This is a genomic window from Deltaproteobacteria bacterium, from assembly GCA_012522415.1.
In the GTDB taxonomy this organism is placed as follows: Bacteria; Desulfobacterota; Syntrophia; order Syntrophales; family JAAYKM01; genus JAAYKM01.
The window spans coordinates 1-23,236 of record JAAYKM010000140.1 but is presented as its reverse complement, the minus strand read 5'-3'; the positions used below and the strand labels follow the sequence as shown (position 1 = coordinate 23,236).

The window sequence follows — 23,236 nt, the reverse complement described above, 5'->3', positions numbered from 1 at the left end:
GTTTCATCTGTGTAATTTGCAAGAAAAATAGGGGTTAAGGGTTAAAATCTTGCAAATTACATCGCATAAAAAATGATCATTGTCAATTAATATTAAATGGTTATGATGTTTTTCAGATACGACTTTGCCTAAAATCAACGATATCACGGACGTGAATGGTGATGTCAAGGCTCTGCTGATTGGCACTCCTGATTTCAAGATGAACATCTATACACACACTACGTCGGAAAAGTCCAACAGACTCCTAGGGTTTCTTGAAAAAACTGTGGAGAAAATCCGAGTCCAGCGGAGAGAGATCGAACCTAACCACCGCTTCGTTGATCAGTTTATGAAGAGAAACGTCTGGCTTCTCTTCATGATTTGCTGAAATCCATTTTACCGCCTTCCGTATAGCCTCACCTTCCGGCATCACATTTGCCATACAATTGTCTCCTTCGCGTCATTTAATGGATAAGGGGGTGTGTATCCTCTTAATCTCTTAGGTTCTTGTTTTCTTCTCCGGCTAATATAATCGGCTCCTAGTAAAAAAGAAAGACTATTTTACGGGGGGGTGGGCGACTGAAGCCAGGTAAAATACATTTCCCGGGTGCACCTGTGCCGAAATCGGTGCGGAACTTACCCCGGTCGTCTCAAGGGTTCCTCGAATTGTCCCGGAGACAGTATGTTTCTCAGTATGAGGTGTTTTTAAGCGGTTAGCTGAAGTCTTCCTATTTAATCGTCACCATCTTGGCCGATTTGAAAAACACCCAGCTAATGGTGACGCCGCCCATAATGGAATGGTTTTTGGTGACGAGCGGACTGTCCTTGATCGTCGCCCCTTCCATGAAATCTGCGCTGATGAAGGCATGAATAATGAGAGATTTGAGCGTTTTGTCCAGGCCGAGCGTGACAGTCAGGCCACTGTAACCGCTGCTGGAAGCGTAAGCCGACCGCCACGGTGTCGCATAGCGGGGTTTGACGGTGTAAAAGTAGTCGTGATAATCGCGGTCCGCGAAGAGCGGACCGGCGGAAAGGCCCAAATTGACACCGCTGTCGGAGATGATATCCTTTACTTCGAGATTCAGACGGGGTGCAAATACCCAGCCTTCCCGTCGGAGGTTGGAAAAGTCCGTCGAAAAGACGGCTCGAACCGGCAGGGTCATACTGAGCTTGTACCGGTCCCGATCGTCTTTCAGGAGCATAAGGTTCAAGGCTGGCCCGACCTCAAAGGTAGGATCCAGATCGGGCATCCCACGTCGGGCATTGTTGTCGTCGCTGTCCACGGGAAGGCTTCCGTAAAAACTGACGTCGAGTAGCAATCGGTCTGTCGCAAAAATTCGACCGGAGATGCGATCCCGATCCACCCGTAGGATATCACCGCGATATATGAGATAAGGATAGGGCAGAGCGTAGAAGCGCCCCTCGTCGGAGCCCCGGTAATCGGGCAGGTACAGGGCGGCTACACCGACCCCCATTTCCCAGAGCGGTTTTTCTTCAGCGAGAATCGGATCGATTTTCAGCAGCCCACAGAGAACAACACATAAGATGAATGAACGTTTCAAGGACACAGGCACCTCCTGGCTACGTCGGCGATCCTTTCTTTCCCGTTTCGAACTGGCGTTTGGCCGCCAGAAAAGACGGCAGGTGTCGCAAAAAATAAAGAAGACTGTGTCGGTGCTGCCACAGGCGTTTTCGGAATTTGCGACGCCAGGCGGAATGGGAGTAGAATCGTTTCACATATTCGTTATATAGATAATCCAGTCTCTCCCGTGAATCAATACCCTTGGGAGTGAAGACGAAATTCAGGCAATTCATGAGACGCCAGTCTTCGTCGAATGTTCCCTCTTTATGAATTGTGTTCCATAGGGGTGCACCGGGAAAGGGGGTGAACTTCGACATGTTCATGTCATCCAGTCCCAAGGAAATGATAAAATCCGACGTCTTGCGAATCGATTCTTCCGTTTCCCCCGGGAGCCCCATGATGAACAGCCCCTTGGCCCGGAGACCCGCCCGCTGAATTCGGGCGACGGTGTCCCGGGTTTCCTCAAGGGAAACGCCTGATTTGTGCAATTCAAGAAGATGCGGGTCCGCCGATTCGATACCTAGGGAGACCATGAGACAGCCGGCGTCTTTCAGCATCCGAAGCAGATCATCGTCGGCATGGCCAATCCGGACGGCGCAGTTGAAGTGCATCCCCAAGGGATGCCGGGCAAGCTTTTCGCAGAGTTGAACGATGCGTTTCCGATTCAGGGTGAATAGATCGTCGTAGATGTTCACGTGTCGGACACCGAAGTTTGTTTTCAGGTGCCTCAGATGCTCGTAAACGTACGGGGCTGAATTGTAACGGAAACCCTTTTTGAAGACGGAGCGGTCGCAGTAAGAACACTGGTATACACAACCACGGGAGGTGATCATCGTCGCTCCCGGCGTGTTGATGTAACTGAACAGGGGTAAATGGTAATCTTTGGGGAAACCCTTTAAGTCCCCATATGCCGGGAACGGCAATGTATCGAGGTCGGCTATTGGTTGACGGGGGGAGTTGAGTATTACCTGGCCGTCCTCACGTCGGATCAGGCCGGCAATACTCCTCGGGTTCATGCCGCCGGCGAGTTCGGCTAGGGTCATTTCTCCTTCACCGGAACAGAAAAAATCGAACTGGGGGTATGAGGCCAGAAGAGATTCCCCTAGGGCGGATACATGCACGCCACCGCAAAGGGTTATCACGTCCGGTGTTTGGGCTTTGACCTTCCGGGCCAACTCCGCCGCGTCGGGAAAGGAACTGGTGGTGGCTGAAAACCCTACTATTTGCGGCCGGAAATCTAAAACCGTTTTGGCCTGTGCGTCCAGTTCAACGGGTACACCCGGGCCAAGGCAATCGTAAATGAAAACTTTGTGACCCATTTGTAAGAGATAAGCCGCGATGGAAAGAATTCCTTGGGGTGCCATGCGGTTGGCAATGTCCGTCACATCACGAAATCCGGGGAACCAATTGAATCCGCGGGGTTGGACGAGAACAATGCACTTTCTGTTTTCGTGTGAAACCTTTGCCATATGTTCCATCCGACGCACCTAAATCAACGGAAATCGTTCTTCATCGGGGACTGCAGAATACCCGGAAAGTCGTAGAGAGTATAAAAGTAGGGAATGTTTGTGTCAACGCCATTCCTGAAGTCGAGTTTTTGGGAGGGAAGTAAAAAGATTCAAGACGACACTTTATCCAGGATAATGACCAATTCAAAAAAACTAGAGACATCGTTGATCACATCAACATTTCAATCATTGTCCTGCATCGGCGGATGTCGCCAATTCCAACCCGCAAGAGAGGGTGGGATATGCAGTTATTTGAATGCAACCGACCATGACTGGCTTGAACCGGTTTGCCCTGTTTAAGGTCAAACCCGTCTCCAAATCCCCTGCTAAGACCGTTATCCGCATACGCGGTGAGAAGCTGTGTCCCAGTCCCCCTACGGCCCCTTGACAATTTAATCATTTTGCTGCAAATTGCCGACGGCAATCCGATAGTGGAATAAAATTCGTTTCGAAGACAGATCAATGGCGTTGTAATGAGCGCCGCTGGAGACGGAGATGCATGAACGCATAACGAGATTGGTTTCGACGGGAAGCTATCTGCCGGAAAAGCGGCTTGCCAATGATGAACTGCTCCAGTTCCCCCGGGAAGCAATCCCCCTGATCGGTGAAAAGACGGGGGTCTATTACCGGCGCTTGGCTGCAGATGACGAATGCACATCCGATCTGGCGTTGCAGGCGGCAAAACGGTGTCTGCAAAAAGGAGGCGTCGAACCCCAGGATGTTGACGGGATTATTCTCGCAACCTCCTCGCCTGATAGACTGCAGCCTGCAACGGCGACCCGCTTGCAGCATTTACTGGGAGCGAGGAGGGCTTTCGCCTTCGACATCAATTCGGTCTGTTCCGGAAGCACTTTCGGTATCGCTCTGGTAGATGGGCTTGTCCGGTCGGGACAGTGTAAAAACGTCCTGATGGTGGCCTCGGAGGTTTATTCAAGTATTCTGAATCCGAAGGATTACGCGACTTTTCCCTTTTTTGGTGATGGGGCGGGTGCAGCCTTTTTTCAAGCCGGTTTGGCTCGTGAGGGTGGAGTGCTTTGTTCTCGCCTCGAGACAGATGGTTCCAAAAGTGATATGATTTGTGTGCCAGCAGGAGGGACGCGTTTGCCGTTTGGGAAAATGACCAACCCCCGGGCGGCATTTTTCCGAATGCGGGGCCCCGATGTGTTTTCCTTTGCTGTTGAAAAAATCCCGGAATTGGTGAGACAACTGTTACAAGAAGCCAATGTCTCCATGACCGATATTCGGTGTATCATTTGCCATCAGGCCAATGTGCATATTATTCATAAAATCGCTGCTTCTTTGGATGTGCCAGTGGAACGTTTTTTCATGAACCTGGCCGAATACGGTAACACAGCTGGCGCGTCTGTGTTGATTGCTTTGGATGAAGCTTTAGCTCAAGGGAATATTCGCCGGGGAGATCTGGTTGTGACTGTAGCTTTTGGTGGGGGCCTTTCTTGGGGGGCAAACCTTATTCGCATCTAAAGAGGAAGAGCTATGAGCGACGTATGGGAGAGACTGAAGACCGTAATGATGGAAGAATTCCTGGAACCAGACGATTTGATGATCGTGACCGAGACAACAAAACTGGCGGAGATTTCTAACTGGGATTCCATGGCGGCAGTGAATCTTCAGATTCTGATCCATGAAACTTTCTGTGTCGAATTGCCCCTGGATCTGTTACGAGATGAGGCCACCTTTTCCGATCTGATCGGGTTTATTAGTTTCCCGGAAACCATTGCCGATGCGATGCGAAAAGTGAACATCAGAAATTAGCATTCCACGTTACCTCGGGCTATTGTCTGACAATCACAAACTTTAATATATGCGGAATCAGAAGGTTCATCGATATTTTGAGTTTCCCCATGACGAGAGAGGCATAACGGTTTCTTGCCCTGCCACAAGAGAATATGTTCGATTAGCCCAACCTATTCCTCACGGTTTCCGAATTATCGTTATTCAACCGTTCAAAAAGCAGCATTCACCCATCGATCTAATTGAATAGTATTGGATAAAATCCTTTCATCAGTCCGCAGGAATTATCAAATGCAGCGGAACAATTTTGTGGTGCCTGATTTGTGAAGAGCGGGTTCGTGATTGCCTGATTTGAAGGCAGTTAGAAGATCGACTGCTGAATCCGGCTTCTTTCGAATCTATGTCGTGGTATTCCGTGAAATGGAAGAAGCATCTCGATTGAAGGGCCTTTTGCGATGCAATCATTAATGCCGCACCGCAGTGTGTTGGCTTGTCGAAGACCAAATTGAGGATCGTTTAAACACCGATCCCGAAAGCTAAGTGAATGAGCAGCATGTTTTTCTATGTCTGCGTAATGATTATTCATGTTTCGTTCATATTCGCTAAGGTCACCCTGACATAAAACGGTTGACAGGATTATCTGCCTATGGTAACCGGAATCGGGTCTATCGGGTAACAACATACGAAGAAAACGCCTTTTAAAGTACATCTTTAAATAATTGAAAAGAACAGGATGCCGATAATAAAATCGCACGGGGTAATGCTGGCGACAATGTCGCCAAACAATTTTGGGGAATGGAAATCTGCTTGAGGCTGAACGGAGTCGTCAATATGTTGGACGTAGGTTTTTATAGGATAAGATCTTTCTGGTGCGCTGTAAAAACAACAGCGGAGACCGTCCATCCGGCAGAAGATTTGAAAATTCCTGTTCTTTCCACGTAGCTTGTTCTATTTGAAACAGCCGGTCGTTAATGTGAAAACAGTATATCAAGGGCTGTGTCGGACGAATCGATAATCAGAGCCTCGGACGTAATAGGCGCCCATTGGGGCAGCACGCTCCAAATGCGGCTGTCCGGGCAAGGAGGGAGTCATTACCTGCAAGATTGAATCAATCTTGCTAACGGGGTGCTTCTTGCAAAATCCCTCCTTGTGCGAGTGACAATTGCGTCATACGAATGCGGAAAGGACCTTTCCGGTAGTGGAGCTTAATCGCGTTGCAGTGGATCTAAACTTGAGTGTGTTTTATGGTCATGATGAAATGGACACACTCTTATCTGAAGGATACGTCGAAGATCTGCTCAGTAACGACATGACCAACAACAAGGAAAGGGATTTTTGGATAAGCCGCCACGTCGATCAAAATGTCACTGTTGTGGCAAGGTTAAAGGGGCTTGTGGGCATTCCTTTGGTTCAAGGTGACGACCCGCCTGAAGACTCGCCGGGAAAGGTTCTTAAGGAAAGCATTCCCATCATAGACATACATCTTTGCGATTTTGAAATCGTGGGAAGGGTCTATGATATGGCTAAAGGGGAGGTAGACTCCATTCAATTCTGAAAGGTCATGAAATTCATGACCTTTTTTGTTTTTTGGATCATTACATGCTCAGGGTGTTTTACCGTGGTCTGCACTTTCATGCCTGTTTTTCGCCCTTTGCAGATTTGGACATGTATCCAACGCTCATTGAAAAATCGATGGATGAAAAACTCGATGTCATCACTATCCGTGATTGTAATGCATCAGAAAATGAGTCGTATGTGCTGGGGTGCGCAAAGAGGAAATGGATAACCCTGCTGTCCGGAATCAATCGAGAAAATTGTTTTATCTTCAGATTATTGTGAACGGACTGGAGTGACGGGCATGAAAGAAGGACGTTTCATTGGTGTCACAGGGTCTCCTCAATGCAATTTATTTGCTGGGCAGTTCTGCTGCTCCAGCCTCATATTGATCGATTAAATTAGAGCATTCTCAGCCAACTGAAGTTTGTTGATCCGGAAACGCATTTTAACGCATTGGAAGCGTCGTCGGTAATGGGTCTGAGGAGAGAACACGCTTGCTCCGGAGCTTTCGGATCATCATTGTATTGCGTCGTTGGGCACCTATTTGCGTGAAGACATCAGCAGAGAGGGTGCGAGAGATCATCTTGCAGTCAGCAAACATCCATGAACTCACGCTGGCCTCGCCAAAAGGGAGGGACGGCGCGGTGTGTAAGACGACCTTTGATTGATCTGTCTTGATATATTCTGGATATTTTCAACAATGCAATGCGCACCGAAGCAAAAGCGATGTACATCACTGTGATCAAAGACCCACGGCCTGATTGGCTTACCATGGAAAGCCGGGATCACGAAAAGGGTACGAACCGGTTGAAATTCAGCAGGGTCCTGGACCGTCTATACAACAAAAAAGGTTAGCCTTCCCATGCTTGTTCAGATCGCCCGGAATCAAGGTGTCTGGTTCGAGATCACTTCGAGGCCATTGTATGGAGCGATGGCTCGGGTCGCGTTTCAATTCAGTCATATTCACCGCCAACCCTGGGAGGGGATCTATCTGGGCCTTGGCCATCCTGATCGCAGGGGATCCGAGATATTTTCTTGTCTACCGTCTCCGTTGCGGGCACCGGGAATGCCTTTTTGATCCCGATTCAATCAGACGGGCAATCGGCGATATTCCGATAAATCACATCGAAGTTTTAAATTTATGTAAGAGGACATTGCGGGAGAATTAAGGGAGATAAACGCGCAAGCGTAAAAAACATAAATAAGCTGAAGGAGGCGTCAATGAAATTGGAAGATGGTGATCTGTTAAGTGAGTTTACCCCGGAACAAATTGCCCGGCTCGATGACATCATCAGCAGTTACAAGGATAAGCCGGGAGGGCTGATTCCCGTACTTGAAGAGGCTCAAGTTGCATTGGAATATTTGCCTATCGGCGTCCAGAAAAGAATCGCCAAGGGGCTTAATCTTCCGCTCAGCCGTGTTTACGGCGTGGTAACGTTCTATTCATTTTTTACCATGACTCCGCGAGGGCGTCACACTGTCCGTGTGTGCCTCGGCACGGCCTGTTACGTTCGTGGTGGCAAGGCCATCGATGAATATCTGGTCAAAGAATTCGGTTTTAAAGAAAAAGAAACAACCGCAGACCGGCGTTTCACCTATGAAACCGTCCGGTGTTTGGGAGCATGCGGTCTGGGGCCTGTCATCGTCGTTGGTGAAGATGTGCATGGTCGTGTCAAGTCAAATAAGATCAAAGAAATACTTAGTCAGTATCCCTAAATCTAACGAGGTATGAATCATGGCAAAACTGAAAATAGAAGATCTAAAAAAAATCAAAGAAAAGATTCAGGCGGAGTCAGCTTTGCGTGATGGTGACCGCCGGGTAAAAGTGACGGTACATATGGGAACTTGCGGCATTGCTTCTGGCGCGAATGAAGTAATGAGCAGCCTGCTTGCGGCCATTGAAGAGGCCAATGTGTCGGATATAGTCGTGACGACCTCCGGTTGTATGGGCCTTTGTAGCCGTGAGCCGTTGGTTACGGTCGAAGTTGTCGGGCAGGAGCCGATCAAATATGAATATGTCGATGCGCAGAAAATGCGGCAGATCTTTACAAGACATGTTCTGAATGGTGAAATTCAGCTCCCCTTTGTCCTGGCCAAAGGGGCTGAGATCATAAACTAACAGACCATAGGACTGTGTCGCGGACCAAGGTCGGCGACTGACAATATCTATTAAGGAGGATAAAATCCCGATGAAAATGTTTCGTGCGCACTTGTTGCTCTGTGGCGGCACAGATTGTACTGCTTCCGGTAGTCCGGAAGTAAAAAAGGCCTTGGTTGCGGAGCTTCTAAAAAGGGGGCTCTCCGAAGAAATCAAACTGGTCGAGACGGGTTGCAATGGTTTTTGTGCCATGGGGCCTATCATGGTGGTCTATCCTGAAGGCGTTGTTTACATGTCGGTTACACCGGAAGATATTCCCGAGCTGGTGGAAGAACACTTGGTCAAGGGGCGGGTTCTTGATCGGCTTCTTTATCGTGAACCTGCAGTCGATGCCGTCATTCCGACCATGCAGGATATCCCTTTCTTTGCCCTGCAGGAATTACGGGTTTTGAGAAACCGGGGCCTTATCGATCCGGAAGTTCTGGAAGAGTACATTGCCCGAGATGGTTACGCCGGCATGGCCAAGGCTTTGACCTCCATGACTCCAGAACAGATTGTCGAGGAAATTCTTGATTCAGGCCTGCGTGGTCGCGGGGGAGCCGGTTTCCCCACAGGACTGAAATGGAGGTTTGCCGCTTCTGCTTCGGGAGATGTGAAATACGTACTCTGTAACGCGGACGAGGGGGACCCGGGTGCCTTCATGGATCGCAGCGTCCTTGAAGCGGATCCCCATGCCGTTCTCGAAGGCATGGTTATTGCCGCCAAGGCGATTGGGGCTCATAACGGATACATTTATTGTCGTGCCGAATATCCATTGGCCATCCATCGCCTGAATGTTGCCATTTCCCAGGCCAAAGAGGCGGGATTGTTGGGAGATGATATTTTGGGGACTGGATTCAATTTTGACCTTCAGATTTATCAGGGAGCTGGTGCCTTTGTTTGCGGTGAGGAATCGGCCTTGATCACTTCGATCGAGGGCAAACGGGGCATGCCTCGTACACGGCCGCCTTTCCCTGACGTCCCCGGGCTCTGGCAGATGCCGAGTGTTCTGAACAATGTGGAAACCCTGGCCAATATCGGGCAGATTATTGCCCGAGGTGCCGCTTGGTACTCCAGCATCGTCACTGAAAAAAGCAAAGGGACGAAGGTGTTTGCCCTAACCGGCGATGTGAACAATGTTGGTCTCGTAGAAGTTCCCATGGGGACAAAGCTGGGGACCATCGTTTTCGATATTGGAGGCGGTATCCCCAAAGGCAAGAAATTCAAAGCCGCCCAACTCGGCGGACCCTCGGGTGGTTGCATACCCGTTGAGCACCTCAACGCACCCGTTGATTATGAAAAAGTGGCGGAATTGGGAGCTATCATGGGGTCCGGTGGACTCATCGTGATGAACGCAGATAACTGTGCTGTCGATATGGCCCGTTTCTTCATGGATTTCTGTCAGGACGAATCTTGCGGCAAATGTACCCCCTGTCGGGAAGGAACCAAGCGCATGCTGGAAATTTTGACCAACATCACCCAGGGCAAAGGCAAGGAGGGTGATATTGAGATGTTGGAACAAATGGCGGCGGTCATCGAGGATTCAGCATTGTGTGGTTTGGGTCAGACTGCTCCGAATCCCGTGCTCAGCACACTGCGTTACTTCCGGCAGGAATACGAAGAACATATCCGTGAACATAAGTGTCGAGCGGCTGTTTGCACGGCGCTTTTCAAATCGCCCTGCCAGCATACCTGTCCCATCGAAATGGATATTCCGTCCTATATTGCACTGGTTCGGGCGGAGCGCCTTGAAGATGCCTATAAAATACTGTTAAAAACCAACCCCTTTCCTTCAGTTTGCGGTCGGGTTTGTGACCACAAGTGCCAGACCAAATGTCGCCGTGGCCAAATGGATGAACCCATTGCGATCAAGTTCCTCAAACGATTCATTACCGATAACGCGTCCCGTCCGAAAATTACAGCCGTACCGGTTACACGTAAGGAAGCGATCGCGGTGGTCGGCGCCGGTCCGGCTGGGCTGACGGCAGCCAGAGACCTCGCGCAGCGTGGTTACAAGGTTACGGTGTTCGAGGAACTTCCTCAGCCGGGCGGCATGCTTCGCTGGGCCATTCCGTCCTATCGTCTGCCTCGCCATATTCTGGATGGAGAAATTGACGATGTCCGTGCGTTGGGCGTTGAAATTCTTTGCAATACGCGTGTCGGGCGGGATATTCCGTTTGAAAAAATTGAAAAAGACTTCGATTACATTTATCTTGCCCCAGGCGCCCACAAGAGTCAGCCCATGGGAATCCAGGGAGAGGATTTACAGGGTGTGTATGGGGGTGTCGAATTTCTCAGGGACTTCAACAATAATGAAGCCGCATGGATAAGCGGAGAAAAAACCCTGGGGGCTAAGGTTGCCGTTATTGGCGGCGGCAATTCAGCTATTGATGCCGCCCGTTGTGCGGCGCGCATGGGTGCCGAGGTGACTATTCTGTACAGGCGTTTACGCCAGGATATGCCAGCTGCTGTCGAAGAAATCGAAGCGGCGGAGCATGAGGGTATTCACATAGAATATCTCGTCGCACCGACCAAGATCGAGGGAAAGAATGGGAAAGTTAAGGCAATCTGTCTGGAAAAGATGAGATTGGGTGATTTTGACCGTAGCGGCCGGAAGCGTCCTGAGCCCATTGAAGGTTCGGAATACATTTTGGGGGTTGATTCGGTGATCGCGGCCATTGGCCAGATGCCTGATCTCTCCTTTGTTCCACAGGACAGTGGTATCAGTGTTAATAAATGGGATTGCTTCGATTTGGCGGAAGATAGCAAATCCCAGACCAGTCGCGCCCAGTTCTATGCTGGTGGTGATGCAGTCACCGGACCCGATACCGTAATCGCTGCCATTGCCGCCGGCCATCAGGCGGCCGACGATATTGATGCGGCCATCCGCTTGAAAAACGGCGAGGAACCTTGGGAGGAGCCGGCAGAGGAGCACATAGATGTTCCGTTTGTTGTTGACGAGGAATCGATGGAGGCACCGCAGGTCTCCATGCCGGAGCTGGATGCCGTAACAAGAATCCAGGGTTTTGCGGAAGTAGAACTGGGATTTTCACGTGCTGATGCAATTAAGGAAGCGACGCGTTGTCTGCGCTGTGATGCTGAAATATAGACAGGGAGGTTATACTATATATGTCCTTAGTAAATCTTAAAATTGACAATATCGATGTGCAGGTCAAGGCAGGAACGACGATTCTGCAGGCGGCCCGTCAGGTGGGGATTGTCATTCCTACTCTTTGCGCCTGGACCGAGATTAATCATACCCCTGGTGCCTGCAGGGTTTGTATGGTTGAAGTGGATGGACAGCGCAGCCTCATTGCGGCATGTGTTTTCCCGGTTGGCGAAGGGATGGTGGTGCGGACCAATTCGGCGCGGGTACGGACCGCCCGAAAAATGGTGGTAGAACTTCTCCTTTCCAATCATCCGTTGGAATGCAATTACTGTAATCGAAACGGTAATTGCGAATTGCAAAAAGTAGCCGAAATAGTCGGTCTTCGAGATGTTCGCTTTGAGCAGCCCGTCTTTGACAAGGAGGAATGGATTGACCATTCCAGTCTGTCCATTGTACGGGATATGCGCAAATGCATCAACTGTCACCGATGTATTACCGTCTGTGAATCCATTCAGACGGTCAGCGTTCTGACCCCGGCTTTTCGAGGGAAAGACATCCGGGTCAGTCCCGCCTTTGATCTGCCCTTGGTCGAATCAAACTGCGTCGCCTGCGGTCAGTGTATCTTGGCCTGCCCCGTGGGTGCCCTTCACGAGAAGGAAGATATTGATGAAGTCTGGGCGGTACTGCAGGACCGGACGAAGCATGTCGTGGTTCAAGAGGCCCCGGCCATACGTGCAGCCCTTGGCGAAGAGTTTGGTATGCCTCCCGGTTCGTTGGTGACGGGAAAGATGATTGCCGCCTTACGCCGTCTGGGCTTCGACAAGGTGTTTGATACCAACTTTACGGCTGATCTGACTATCATAGAGGAAGGGAATGAACTCCTGAAGAGGGTCAAGGAGGGGGGTACGCTCCCCATGATAACCTCTTGCAGTCCGGGATGGATCAAGTTCTGTGAACATTTTTATCCCGACTTGCTTGATCATCTTTCCACCTGCAAATCTCCTCAGCAGATGTTCGGTGCCCTGGCCAAGACTTATTATGCCGAATTTGCCGGTATCGACCCCAAGGATATCGTGGTCGTGTCCATTATGCCCTGCACGGCCAAGAAATTCGAGGCGGCACGGCCGGAAATGACCAGCAGTGGATATAGGGATGTTGACTATGTTCTGACAACTCGCGAACTGGCGCGGATGATCAAGGAAGCGGGTATTGATTTCAATACCCTTCCGGATGAGGGCTATGATGCCCCCATGGGCGAGTACACGGGTGCCGGGACGATATTTGGTGCTACGGGTGGTGTTATGGAAGCAGCTATCCGTACGGTTTACGCGGTCGTTACCGGTGAGGACCTTCCAGATTTGAATATTGCCCCGGTTCGTGGCCTCGACGGTGTGAAGGAAGCAACCCTTACTGTCGGTGCTCTCGGCGATGTAAAGGTGGCGGTTGCACACGGTCTTGGCAATGCTCGGCGGCTGTTGGACAAAATCCGGAAAGGTACGGCAGACTATACATTTATTGAGGTCATGTGTTGTCCCGGCGGATGTATTTCCGGTGGTGGTGGCCCAATCCCCACAGACAATGCAATCCGCCAGTTGAGAGCCGCCGCCTTGTATCAGGATGATGCCCTGGTACAGACTTATCGTCAATCCCATGAAAGTCCTTCGATAAAAAAAATATATGAAACGTTTCTGAAAGAACCGCTGGGACAAAAATCCCATGAGCTTCTCCACACCCACTATCTCAGGCGAGGTGACGAATTGCCACAGAGTACTTATGAAGAAGTGTGGGAGAATCCGGAACGTCATGCATAGAGAAGGAAGGTGTCCGAAACTGTGATCGACATGGGGACAGGCTTCAAGGGATTGAGTCTCCGCGAGCCTTGTTAGGCTGAGATTGAATAGGTGTTGTCATCGATGAAAAATCAATGATATTTTCTTGATTAAATGTGTCTGTGCCAGAGATTATGAGTCCTACTCATTGGCCAGTACTGCAATAAAGGGGGTAAATATGGATACAATGACAATTACAATGAACGGGAAAGAATATGTAGCACGACAAGGACAAACCATTCTCGAGGTGGCACGAGCCAATGGAATTTTCATTCCCAGCCTCTGCCATCACCAGAAAACTCAAAATATCGGTGCATGCCGCGTTTGTGTGGTGGAAGTTGAAGGCGCCCGGTCACTTGTCGCTTCCTGCTGTATGCCGGTCAGCCCGGGTATGGTGATAAAAACGAATACACAAAGGGTTGTGGAGGCACAGCGTATGGTTGTGGAGCTGCTTTGGGCTTCAGGAGACCATAACTGCCTGACTTGCGATCAAAATGGTAATTGCGAACTACAGGATCTTATTTATCGGCTTAAGATCGACCAACCTCGCTTTGAGATCGAACCGCCGGGTTACGATCTCGATAAGACCGGTGTCATGATTTCGCGAGATCCCAATAAGTGTGTGCTATGTGGGCGCTGCATCGTCGCCTGCAATCATGTGGTGGTGAATGAAGTGCTCAGTTTTGTCCATCGGGGAAGCCATATGCAGGTTGCCTGCGATTACGATTTGCCCATGGGCACTTCCACATGTGTGCAATGCGGGGAATGCGCCCAGATTTGTCCGGTTGGTGCAATCACCGATAAAAAAGCACACGGTGGAGGAAGACCGTGGGAACTGGAAAAAATAAACACGACCTGTCCTTATTGTGGTGTTGGGTGTCAGGTGACGGTTCATGTGAACCGTGAGGAAAATCGTATCGTCAAGGTGACCGGGCGGGAAATTCCTCCCAATGACGGTATGCTATGCGTCAAAGGACGCTACGGGTATGAATTCCCGTCCAGCCCGAACAGGCTGACCCAACCCATGATCAAGAAAAATGGCAAGCACGTCCCGGTTTCCTGGGATGAAGCCCTGGACTATACGGCGGCTCGTATTCGTGAAATCGTTGATCGGGACGGTCCCGATGTCTTTTCCGCCTTTGGTTCCGGGCGTGTTCCAAACGAGACCAATTACGCGATCATGAAATTTACACGGGCGGTGGTGAAAAGCAACAATGTCGATCACTGCGCCCGTACCTGACACGCTCCCACAGTCGCCGGTCTGGCGGCAGCATTTGGTAGCGGGGCCATGACAAATTCCATTCGAGAGCTGGAAGACGCCAAGGTGATTTTCGTTATTGGTTCGAACACAACGGAAGCCCATCCGGTTATTTCCTATTATATCAAACGGGCGGTGAAGAAAGGGGCGATTCTGATTGTCAACGATCCACGCCGAATCGATCTCGTTAAATGGGCGACAATGTATGTGCAGCATAAACCCGGAACGGATATTCCTTATATTAATGGTCTGATCAACGAGATTTTCAAGAACGGTTGGGAGGACAAAAAATACCTTGCTGAACACACTGAAAATCCCGATGAGATCCGCGAATGGGTTAAAGACTATCCCGTGGAAAAGGCGTCTGAAATCTGCGGAGTTCCCGTGGAAACCATGAAGAAGGTGGCGGAGATACTCGGCAAAGCCGAGGTTGCCAATGTCTGTTACACCCTTGGTATTACAGAGCATATTTGTGGAACCGACAACGTGAAAACCCTGGCCAACCTCCAGATGGTTCTGGGCAATATCGGTTCCTATGCCGGGGGACTGAACCCATTACGCGGCCAGAACAACGTTCAGGGGGCTTGCGATATGGGGGCTCTTCCGAACGTCTATCAAACCTACCAGGCGGTGGATAATCCGGCGGTCAGAGAAAAATTTGAACAGGCCTGGGGTGTCACGGGATTGCCGGATAAACCGGGCTACATGAAACCGACCATGTTACACAAAGCCTTGACCGGCGGAACCAAGATTCTTTATTGCGTCGGCGACAACCCGGTGCAGACCGATCCGCACATGGCCAATACCATAAAGGAGATAGAAGCACTGGAGTTCTTCGTCTGTGTCGATATTTTCCCGAACCTCACCACCCCCTATGCGGATGTCATTTTACCTGACTGCGCATGGGGCGAAGTGGACGGCACTTTCACCAATACGGAGCGCCGGGTCCAAATGGTACGTAAAGCTTTGGAGCCCCCCGGAGACGCCCGGCCGCAGTGGTGGGTTCTGCAGGAACTGGCGAAGCGGATCAACGGCTACGACCTTGGTTTTACCTCTGCAGAGGCGGTTTTTGAGGATATGAGAAAAACATCCACTTCCTATGCGGGCATTACCTACGAACGCATCCAGGACATCGGTCTGCAGTGGCCCTGCCCAACTCTGGAGCATCCCGGCACTCCTTTACTCCACACTTCCGGTAATTTTACCCGTGGACGTGGGTTGTTCCATCACACGGTTCATATTCCACCAGCGGAACTGCCTGATGACGAATACCCGTTCTACCTGTCAACAGGTCGTCGCCTGTGGCATTATCACTCGGCGACTCAAACAAGACACTCTGTTGGGTTGGAAGAGATTTTCCCTGAGGAATTGATGGAAATTAGCCCTGTGGATGCAGAAAGACTGGGAATCAAAACGGGAGACACGGTTCAGGCAACGAGCAGGCGTGGTGAAATTACGCTGAAGGCATGGGTCACGGATCGTTCCGCTCCCGGCGTATGCTGGTGTGCGTTCCATTTCGTGGAAGCATGCGGGAACGTGCTGACCATTGACCGATTCGATCCCGTCACTGAAACGGCGGAATACAAGGTATGCGCCATCAAGATCGAAAAGGTGGAGGACGGCACGGAACCGGTCAGCTGGGCAGCAAGGCAAGCCAGGCCCTGAAAAATCACCATTCACAGAGGAAAAGAAAGAATCTGTACAAACGGTGAGGAAAGGATGGACAATATGGATAAGACTATGCTGGAAAAGATTTTTTCCGATGCTATTGAAAGGGAAATCGAATCCTTCGAATTTTACCAGACTGTGAGCCAGAGGGTTACCAACCAGGACGTCAAGAGGACTTTTGAGGAATTGGCACAGGAAGAACTGGGCCACAAAGCGCTGTTGACGCGTTTCAGGGAAGACCCGGATCTCCTGACAAAAATCAATATTCCCTCGCAGGATTACAAAGTCGCCGAAGCCACGGAGCTTCCGAAATTTGACATCAACATGAAGCCCGCCGACGCGATTGCCTTGGCCATGAAGAAAGAAGAGGAGGCTGTGAAGTTTTACCGGGGCATGGCCGCCATAAGCCAGGACGAGGAAATCAAAAAACAGTTCGAGTACCTGGCCGGGATGGAGCTGGGGCATAAAACCCGGCTGGAAAACGTTTTCGTGGAAATCGGCTATCCCGAGGTTTTTTAACGGCACAGTCAATGGGTGGGAGACCGCTGAAGGCGCCGTTGCCTGCAACTTAAATAATTCAGTCGCTGATACGCGTTAAAACAATTGGAGATGCTATTTAAGAATACCTTGGGAATCAGACCAATGATCAATCTATTGGAGGGGCTGGCGATATGTCGGCCCCTTTAACTGGGCAATGCCTCAAAACCGCATCTACAGATCATCCGGTACCGGTGTGCGTGGTTCCCCATTATGTCCGGCTTTGTTCCAGCCAGCTTACAAAAAACCACTTGTGAAAAATTAATTGATTTTATATCATGCTGTTCAATGATAGACCTCCGATTTTAACTTGGGAAGTAGCCGATTATATTTATATCCATAAGAAAGGACAGGCTTATGAAAACAGTTAAGGATGTTTTGGAAGCGAAGGGTAACAGTCAGATATGGTCCATTTCCCCTAATGCCTCGGCACTCGAAGCCGTGAAACTGATGGATGACAAGAATGTAGGGGCACTGTTGGTAATTGATGGAGAGAAACTTGTTGGAGTCATTGCCGAGAGAGATATCGCCCGCAGACTTGTTCTGAAAAGCAGGTCTTCCCGGGATACGATTGTCAAGGACATCATGACATCCGATCTCTATGGTGTGCCAGCGGATACGGAGATTGAAAAATGCCTGATGCTGATGACGGAAAAAAGGGTGCGCCACCTTCCGGTCTTCGAAAACGACCATTTGGTCGGCGTGATTTCGATTGGCAATATTGTTAAATCGGTTATCCTCAGGCAGGATAGCCTGATTGAAAATCTGCAGGACTACATCCTTGGCAAGTACATCTAATTTTGGCCGGTCTGAGTGGAAAAGTCAAGAAACACACGAGGTTTCTTGACTTTTTTATGTCTGGACTTCCACACTCCTCGGAGGAAGAACGATATTTTCTCCGTGTTGGGTCGTATTGCAAGATGCCGTCAGCCATTCTCAGCTTGTCCATATCTGGGTACTGGAGATCGGTGGGAAAAACTTTTTTGCGGTTGCGCTGACCATTTCGATATAGATCGAAGACGTATCATGCCTTTGTCAAGAGAAAGAAGGAATAGTTCTTCCCCAAGAAGTGATTGCAGACGAGAACTGTTTTCACAGGACGACTGCAAGGGCGCGAATTGGATAACACGGCATCCGGAATAATCTGGGTTTTGAGAATTTTGGCGCCAAGCCATAGGCCGAACGATGCCGCGGTGGCGTAATCGCCGATTAAATGCTTGAAATGAACGACCGTGGCATGGTCGAAGAAATCTTTTTGAAGAGAGCGGTTCCAGAAATCTCGCTTGAAATCACCGCTGATACCGCTGACCAGGACATCAATATCCTCCGGTGTCATGCCGCTTGCCTTCAGAAAATCGAGCAACGCCGATGACAGGTGGTTATAATCGACGGGCCTGTAAATCATGTGAAAATTCTGCAGGAGGCACCAACTGTGGGGGGCTGCCCGGCCGGAAACGCAGAAAAACACGGTACCCTCCCCCAAGACAGTTCCCGGGGTTTCTGTTGCAAGCAATTGCAGGCTGTTGATTTTTTCCTTTTTCAAGTAGCCTAGCCGGTCATAGTCGTTGTATTGTACTGGATATACCTCGTCGAAGGAGCCGACCAAGACATTCTCGGCTTCTTCTTCCTGCAAAAGCAACAACGCGTCATGCAAGGCTGCCTCAAAGGGGAAAGCTTTTCCGGCGTAAGTGCTGTTGTATCCCGTGCATTTGACATACAAAGCGATAAGACCGGACAGGGCATTGTGCGTGCTCTGCATGAAATAGGTCGGGGTGAGCTGCTGTTCATCCTGTGTCATGATTTCATTCAAAAATTTCCCCATATATTCCTGAAACCCGTAGCCCGTAGCCGTAATAATGGCGTCGGGAGTTTCCAACCCCGCATCCCGCAGACAGATTATGGCACTGGAGAGCCCAACGCGTAGCATCCGGCTCAGTCGTCGTAGTTGGAACGGGCTTATATAGTCTTTGAAATTAGGAAGAATGCAGGTCAGGAATTTGCTGTCATAACCGGCTAATGCCGTTAGAAATTCCTCATTATTGTACGTCCTCTGAGGGGAAACAACCCCAATGCCATTAATATAACAAGCGATATTTATTTCGTTAATCAACATTTGGTAAAGAGCAGCGATGTGGCGCTGCCTCCGAAGCCCAGGGAATTGGAGAGAATCGTTTTAAGGTTCGCTTTGGTCTTCAGTTCTGTCACTGGACGGATGCCAAGCTCTTGTATTGGAAGGTTAAAATTGAGGTTTGGGTAAATCACATCTTGCTCAAAGGCGATGAGACAGAATGCCGCCTCAACACTACCCGCCGCCGAAGTAGTGTGCCCCGTGTAGGGCTTGGTCGAACTGAAAGGGGGTGTTCCATTGGCGAACAGGGTTTGCATGGCCAATCCCTCCGACAGGTCGTTATTCTCCGTTCCCGTGCCGTGGGCATTAATGTAGTCAACCGCAGAGGGCGGTATGCCGGCCATATCCAGACATTTTCGCATTGCTTTCAACGCTCCCGCACCCTCAGGCGAAGAGGCTGTTTGATGGAAGGCCTCGTTGACGTTGGCATAACCGTTCAGTTCCGCAATCGCCTTTCTGCCGGAGCGCAGGACGATCTCTTCCGCTTCAAGAACAATGTACGCCGCTCCCTCGCCCAGATTGAGGCCGCAGCGATTTCGGTCGAAGGGCTTGCAATGCCCCCTGTCCAGAATCATCAGCGCATTGAAACCATTGATCGTTACCTTAGACAGGGATTCGGCACCGCCACAGATCATGCGGTCGGCCAGGCCGTTTCTGATTAGCCGGGCACCAAAAATCAGGGAGTTAGCGGCCGATGAACAGGCCGTACTGACTGTGGCGAGATATTGCTTGATATTCAAAGCTTCCGCCAGACGTTCCGTATGTTGGCCGGGATCTACCGTATCCAGAAAGGCGAGAAAATCCCCCGTGGTTGCATGGCTTTGCAACTCCTGGAAGTGGGTTTCCAACTCCCGGATACCACCGGCTGTGGTGGCCGAAATGAGGCCGGATTCACTTACCTCCTCACGCGAGAGTCCTGCCGAGGCAATGGCTTCTTTGACGGCAATGAGGCCTAGCAGGGTGGTGCGGGTATAGGCGGCATTGTCCGGTACCCCGGCACGTCGGCATAACGCCGCGTCCGATTCCTTGACTTCACAGCAATAGATATCCTCGCGGTGCAGTGTATCCAGGAATTCGAGACGACGAAAACCATGTTCCCGATCCCGTAGGGACGCAAAATTTTCCTTAACATCGTTACCGATTGCAGTGATGACACCGTAACCGGTAATGAAAACACGCCTATTCATATTTCCCGGTGCTCATAGACATATTCGGCAATGGTACGCACAGTCATAAGAATCTTCCTTGCCACCTTGGCATCGGTAATTTTAATGCCGTAACATTTTTCCAGCATGACAACCAGCTCCAGGGCGTCGATCGAGTCCAAACCCGTTGTTTCGCCGAACAGGGGCATATCTTCATCGAGATCTTTCGGATCCATCTCTTCGATAATCAGCCGCTCGAGAATCTGTATTTTAATTTGTGGGATCAGTTCTTCTATGGTCTGTGTTTGCATTGCATTTCCGCCTGTTTCCAGTGTTCATTTTAAACAACGGTTCTTGATTTATGGATCAGTATACTGGCCCCCAAGGCAACCAGGGAAAAACAGACAAGTTTTGCCAAATCGGGAAGGATCACCGAGGTTGAGGCGTTTCTGAGAAAAAGGTTATTAAAAGCCTCCAATCCCCAATTCAAGGGGGAATAGGGGCTGATGTGTTTCATGATATGCGGCATAGCCAATGTCGGCACCCAGACGCCACCCAGGGCAGCCAAGATGACGACGGAAATAGAACCGAAGGACAGGGCTTGTTGAGGGGTTCGGAAATAAACGGCAATGAGTAAGCCATAACCCGTTGCCGCCATGGCAACCGCCAGGCCCGTGAGGGCAACGCCCAAATTGTTCGTTCCCATGGCCAGCCTGGTGAGGCCCAGTAAGGGCATGATGTACAAACCAACACCGATCATTAAGACCAGTTGCAACAGGCAGACGAAGAGATAAAAGACGAATTTTCCTGAAATAACAGGCAGTTGCGAGCCGGAAATCAGGCGTAGCCGCAGCATGCTTCCTTCTTCCCTCTCTTTAATAAAATTGCCTGCCAGAGGAAACAAAATAAAAAACATGGCGAACATGGACCAGGCAGGAACATTATGTTGGACAGAATTGATGGCGATATCGGGTTGCATGTTCTCTGATGCAACAGATTGGGTTACACGGATCATCTGGGAAAGATCGATTGAAATCGGCTGTTCTGGGGCTGTTCCTCCGAATCGTTTCTGTATGGCCTCGGTCAGCCATTCCGCCTGCACGCCCGTCACCATTTTCTCGACGGCGCTGCCTAGAGCCTGTTTGTAGTTGGCCTTAATGGCCGGGTCGAAAAGAATCTGCAGCTCCACCGCCGGGGTGTCGTGTGCCAGCGTTGCGGGTCCGAAGCCATAGTGGGCAAAAAGCTCATCCACGGCCTGCTTCGTCTTTTCCCGCAGGTCAGCCGTGGCCCGGGGGGGGAGAATCACCGCAGCCTGGTAATTGCCTCTCTGGACGAGACGCCTTGCGGTTTCATGCGTCAGGTGTTTTCCCGATACCGCCTTGATGAGACGAAGATTGGAGGCTTCTTGGAAGGAGTACTCGATGTGTCCGCTCAACGTGTCTCGATCCTCGTCGATGAAAAGGACGTCAATGCGGGTTTCCTGAAATTCACGGAAGGTGTTGTCCTGGATGAGGGCCATGACGATGACCAAGGCCAGGGGCATGATGAAAATCAGGGCCAGCCCTCCCGGATCACGGACAAGAAGGAGCAATTCTTTCCAGATCGTCCCCAGTACCTTCAATCTCGAATCCCTTTCCCTGTCAGATGCAGAAACAGTTCTTCCAGGTTCTCGCCGCCGCCGTTGGCGGCAAGCATTTCGGTCAGCGTTCCGGCCGCGATCAGGCGGCCTTCATCAATAATGGCAAAGCGTGAGCAGAGCTTTTCCGCTTCTTCGAGCAGGTGCGAGGAGTATAAAATGGTCACGCCTTCCGCCCGCAGTTTTTTCAGGTAACCCAGAATCATGTTGCGGGATTGCACATCCACCCCCGTCGTCGGTTCGTCGAGGATCAGCAGGCGCGGATGGTGCAACAGGGCCGCAATCAGGTTGAGGCGTCTTTTCATGCCCCCCGAAAAATGCGAAACTCGCATATTCACCTTGTCGAGCAGTCCGAACACCTCCAGGTAATGCTGCACGGCCTCGCGGATCATATGGCCTTTCAGGCCGTACATCCGGCAGAAATAAACGAGGTTTTCGTGTGCCGTCAGGTTGGGAAACAGGGCGATATCCTGGGGTGCCACACCTATCTGCCTGCGGATTTCGGCGGCTTTTCGATTGACGTCAAGGCCGAAGACCCGGATGGTCCCCGCGCCGATTTTTAAAAGCCCGCAGAGCATCATGATGGTCGTTGACTTGCCCGCGCCGTTCGGCCCCAGCAGGCCGAAAATGTTCCCTTCCGGTACATTAAAGTTCAATTGATCGACGGCCGGTTTCGATGAACCCCGATAAACTTTCGTTAAATCGGACGCCTGTATTATAGGTGCGTTGCTCATGAGACGGATTTTTTCAGTGCGCCAAAAAGATGCTGTTCCCGGTCGGCGATTTCCGCCAGGATGGCGGACATGGCCTCGTAGCTTTCCTGTTCATTGTTGCGCTTCTTGATGATGCGACCGCCGATGGCGGCAAATTCCCGCCAGCGGTCACCGATGGCGGTCATTTCCTGGGAGAGTTCCCGCAACCGGGGGTTGTTCAGGGCCTTTGCGGCTTCCTGAAGAAACGCCGCGTAGATGAAGCGAAAACCGCCACCGCCGGTTCCGATTTCCTCCTGCATCCGGATGAAATTCCCCAGGTATAGGGAGGCCCGCTTCTCGCCCAGTTTATCCGGCCATTTTTTGACTTGCCCGGCGACGTAACGGATGCCCCTGACGCCAAAAAAGGGCAGCGGGATCGACAGCATTTCCCGGCAGTTTCTGCGGATACCCTTGACGATGGCAGCCGGCAGATCGATGCGTGAGGGGATTTTTGCGGGATAGTACATGTGCCCCCGGGGTTCGAACATGCCCCGGGCCCAACGGACCCGCATCAGTTCATCATAATTGAGGGATTCCGCCGTTTCCATGACTGGATCGCTGATCAGGTAGCGTCCGTTTTCTTTTCCGTAGACGACCAGGTTATGGGCATTGAAGTGAAACCGGTAAGGGCGGGGGAAGTAGGCCAGATGAAACACGCC

Annotated in this window: 19 protein-coding genes; 10 read left to right on the top strand and 9 right to left on the bottom strand. The window is 50.7% G+C overall.

The genetic code is table 11. The annotated features are described in order from the left end of the window. Positions 1-244: 244 nt before the first annotated feature. The 3 genes from GX147_10460 to GX147_10450 form a co-directional block, all read right to left on the bottom strand. Positions 245-421: a hypothetical protein gene (locus tag GX147_10460; GenBank protein NLN61090.1), complete on the bottom strand. Its 177-nt coding sequence runs from the start codon at positions 419-421 to the stop codon at positions 245-247. 286 nt (positions 422-707) lie between these two features. Next, positions 708-1,541, bottom strand: a complete 834-nt coding sequence (locus GX147_10455; GenBank protein NLN61089.1) for a MipA/OmpV family protein — start codon at positions 1,539-1,541, stop codon at positions 708-710. A gap of 19 nt (positions 1,542-1,560) precedes the next feature. After that, positions 1,561-3,030, bottom strand: coding sequence for a radical SAM protein (locus GX147_10450; GenBank protein NLN61088.1), 1,470 nt, complete (start codon positions 3,028-3,030; stop codon positions 1,561-1,563). Positions 3,031-3,564: 534 nt separating this feature from the next. Between GX147_10450 and GX147_10445 the strand changes: the two genes are divergently transcribed. From GX147_10445 to GX147_10400, 10 genes are all read left to right on the top strand, one after another. Continuing rightward, the gene (locus GX147_10445; GenBank protein NLN61087.1) at positions 3,565-4,551 is read left to right on the top strand and encodes a ketoacyl-ACP synthase III; all 987 of its coding nucleotides are present in this window, start codon (positions 3,565-3,567) and stop codon (positions 4,549-4,551) included. 12 nt (positions 4,552-4,563) lie between these two features. Further along, positions 4,564-4,842 carry an acyl carrier protein gene (locus GX147_10440; GenBank protein NLN61086.1) on the top strand — a complete coding sequence of 93 codons (279 nt, stop codon included), beginning with the start codon at positions 4,564-4,566 and terminating at the stop codon, positions 4,840-4,842. Between the two features lie 1,237 nt (positions 4,843-6,079). After that, on the top strand, positions 6,080-6,376 hold the full coding sequence (locus GX147_10435; protein NLN61085.1) for a serine kinase: 297 nt from the start codon (positions 6,080-6,082) through the stop codon (positions 6,374-6,376). Positions 6,377-7,599: 1,223 nt separating this feature from the next. Then, positions 7,600-8,094: an NAD(P)H-dependent oxidoreductase subunit E gene (locus GX147_10430; protein NLN61084.1), complete on the top strand. Its 495-nt coding sequence runs from the start codon at positions 7,600-7,602 to the stop codon at positions 8,092-8,094. Positions 8,095-8,113: 19 nt separating this feature from the next. After that, a complete protein-coding gene (locus GX147_10425) occupies positions 8,114-8,497 on the top strand; it encodes a (2Fe-2S) ferredoxin domain-containing protein (protein ID NLN61083.1) in 384 nt (127 codons plus the stop codon). Positions 8,498-8,573: 76 nt separating this feature from the next. Further along, positions 8,574-11,624, top strand: a complete 3,051-nt coding sequence (locus GX147_10420; GenBank protein ID NLN61082.1) for an FAD-dependent oxidoreductase — start codon at positions 8,574-8,576, stop codon at positions 11,622-11,624. 20 nt (positions 11,625-11,644) lie between these two features. Next, positions 11,645-13,435 (top strand): 2Fe-2S iron-sulfur cluster binding domain-containing protein, encoded by a 1,791-nt coding sequence (locus GX147_10415; protein ID NLN61081.1) that lies wholly within the window; start codon positions 11,645-11,647, stop codon positions 13,433-13,435. A gap of 196 nt (positions 13,436-13,631) precedes the next feature. Beyond that, complete coding sequence (fdhF, locus tag GX147_10410) at positions 13,632-16,376, top strand: formate dehydrogenase subunit alpha (protein NLN61080.1); 2,745 nt, start codon at positions 13,632-13,634, stop codon at positions 16,374-16,376. Positions 16,377-16,439: 63 nt separating this feature from the next. Continuing rightward, on the top strand, positions 16,440-16,898 hold the full coding sequence (locus GX147_10405) for a ferritin family protein (protein NLN61079.1): 459 nt from the start codon (positions 16,440-16,442) through the stop codon (positions 16,896-16,898). A gap of 375 nt (positions 16,899-17,273) precedes the next feature. Further along, positions 17,274-17,714 carry a CBS domain-containing protein gene (locus tag GX147_10400; GenBank protein ID NLN61078.1) on the top strand — a complete coding sequence of 147 codons (441 nt, stop codon included), beginning with the start codon at positions 17,274-17,276 and terminating at the stop codon, positions 17,712-17,714. A gap of 226 nt (positions 17,715-17,940) precedes the next feature. On the opposite strand, the gene GX147_10395 is transcribed toward GX147_10400, so the two are convergent. From GX147_10395 to GX147_10370, 6 genes are all read right to left on the bottom strand, one after another. Next, positions 17,941-19,029 (bottom strand): hypothetical protein, encoded by a 1,089-nt coding sequence (locus tag GX147_10395; protein NLN61077.1) that lies wholly within the window; start codon positions 19,027-19,029, stop codon positions 17,941-17,943. Next, positions 19,023-20,231 carry a beta-ketoacyl-[acyl-carrier-protein] synthase family protein gene (locus GX147_10390; GenBank protein ID NLN61076.1) on the bottom strand — a complete coding sequence of 403 codons (1,209 nt, stop codon included), beginning with the start codon at positions 20,229-20,231 and terminating at the stop codon, positions 19,023-19,025. Before GX147_10390 ends, GX147_10395 begins: the two co-directional genes overlap by 7 nt. Further along, positions 20,228-20,485: an acyl carrier protein gene (locus GX147_10385; GenBank protein ID NLN61075.1), complete on the bottom strand. Its 258-nt coding sequence runs from the start codon at positions 20,483-20,485 to the stop codon at positions 20,228-20,230. The genes GX147_10390 and GX147_10385 overlap by 4 nt, the downstream gene beginning before the upstream one ends. A 44-nt stretch (positions 20,486-20,529) precedes the next feature. After that, a complete protein-coding gene (locus GX147_10380) occupies positions 20,530-21,810 on the bottom strand; it encodes an ABC transporter permease (protein ID NLN61074.1) in 1,281 nt (426 codons plus the stop codon). Beyond that, positions 21,807-22,559 (bottom strand): ABC transporter ATP-binding protein, encoded by a 753-nt coding sequence (locus GX147_10375; GenBank protein NLN61073.1) that lies wholly within the window; start codon positions 22,557-22,559, stop codon positions 21,807-21,809. The genes GX147_10380 and GX147_10375 overlap by 4 nt, the downstream gene beginning before the upstream one ends. Beyond that, a partial coding sequence (locus GX147_10370) for a BtrH N-terminal domain-containing protein (protein ID NLN61072.1) occupies positions 22,556-23,236 on the bottom strand: 681 nt, incomplete at its 5' end. The genes GX147_10370 and GX147_10375, both read right to left, overlap by 4 nt.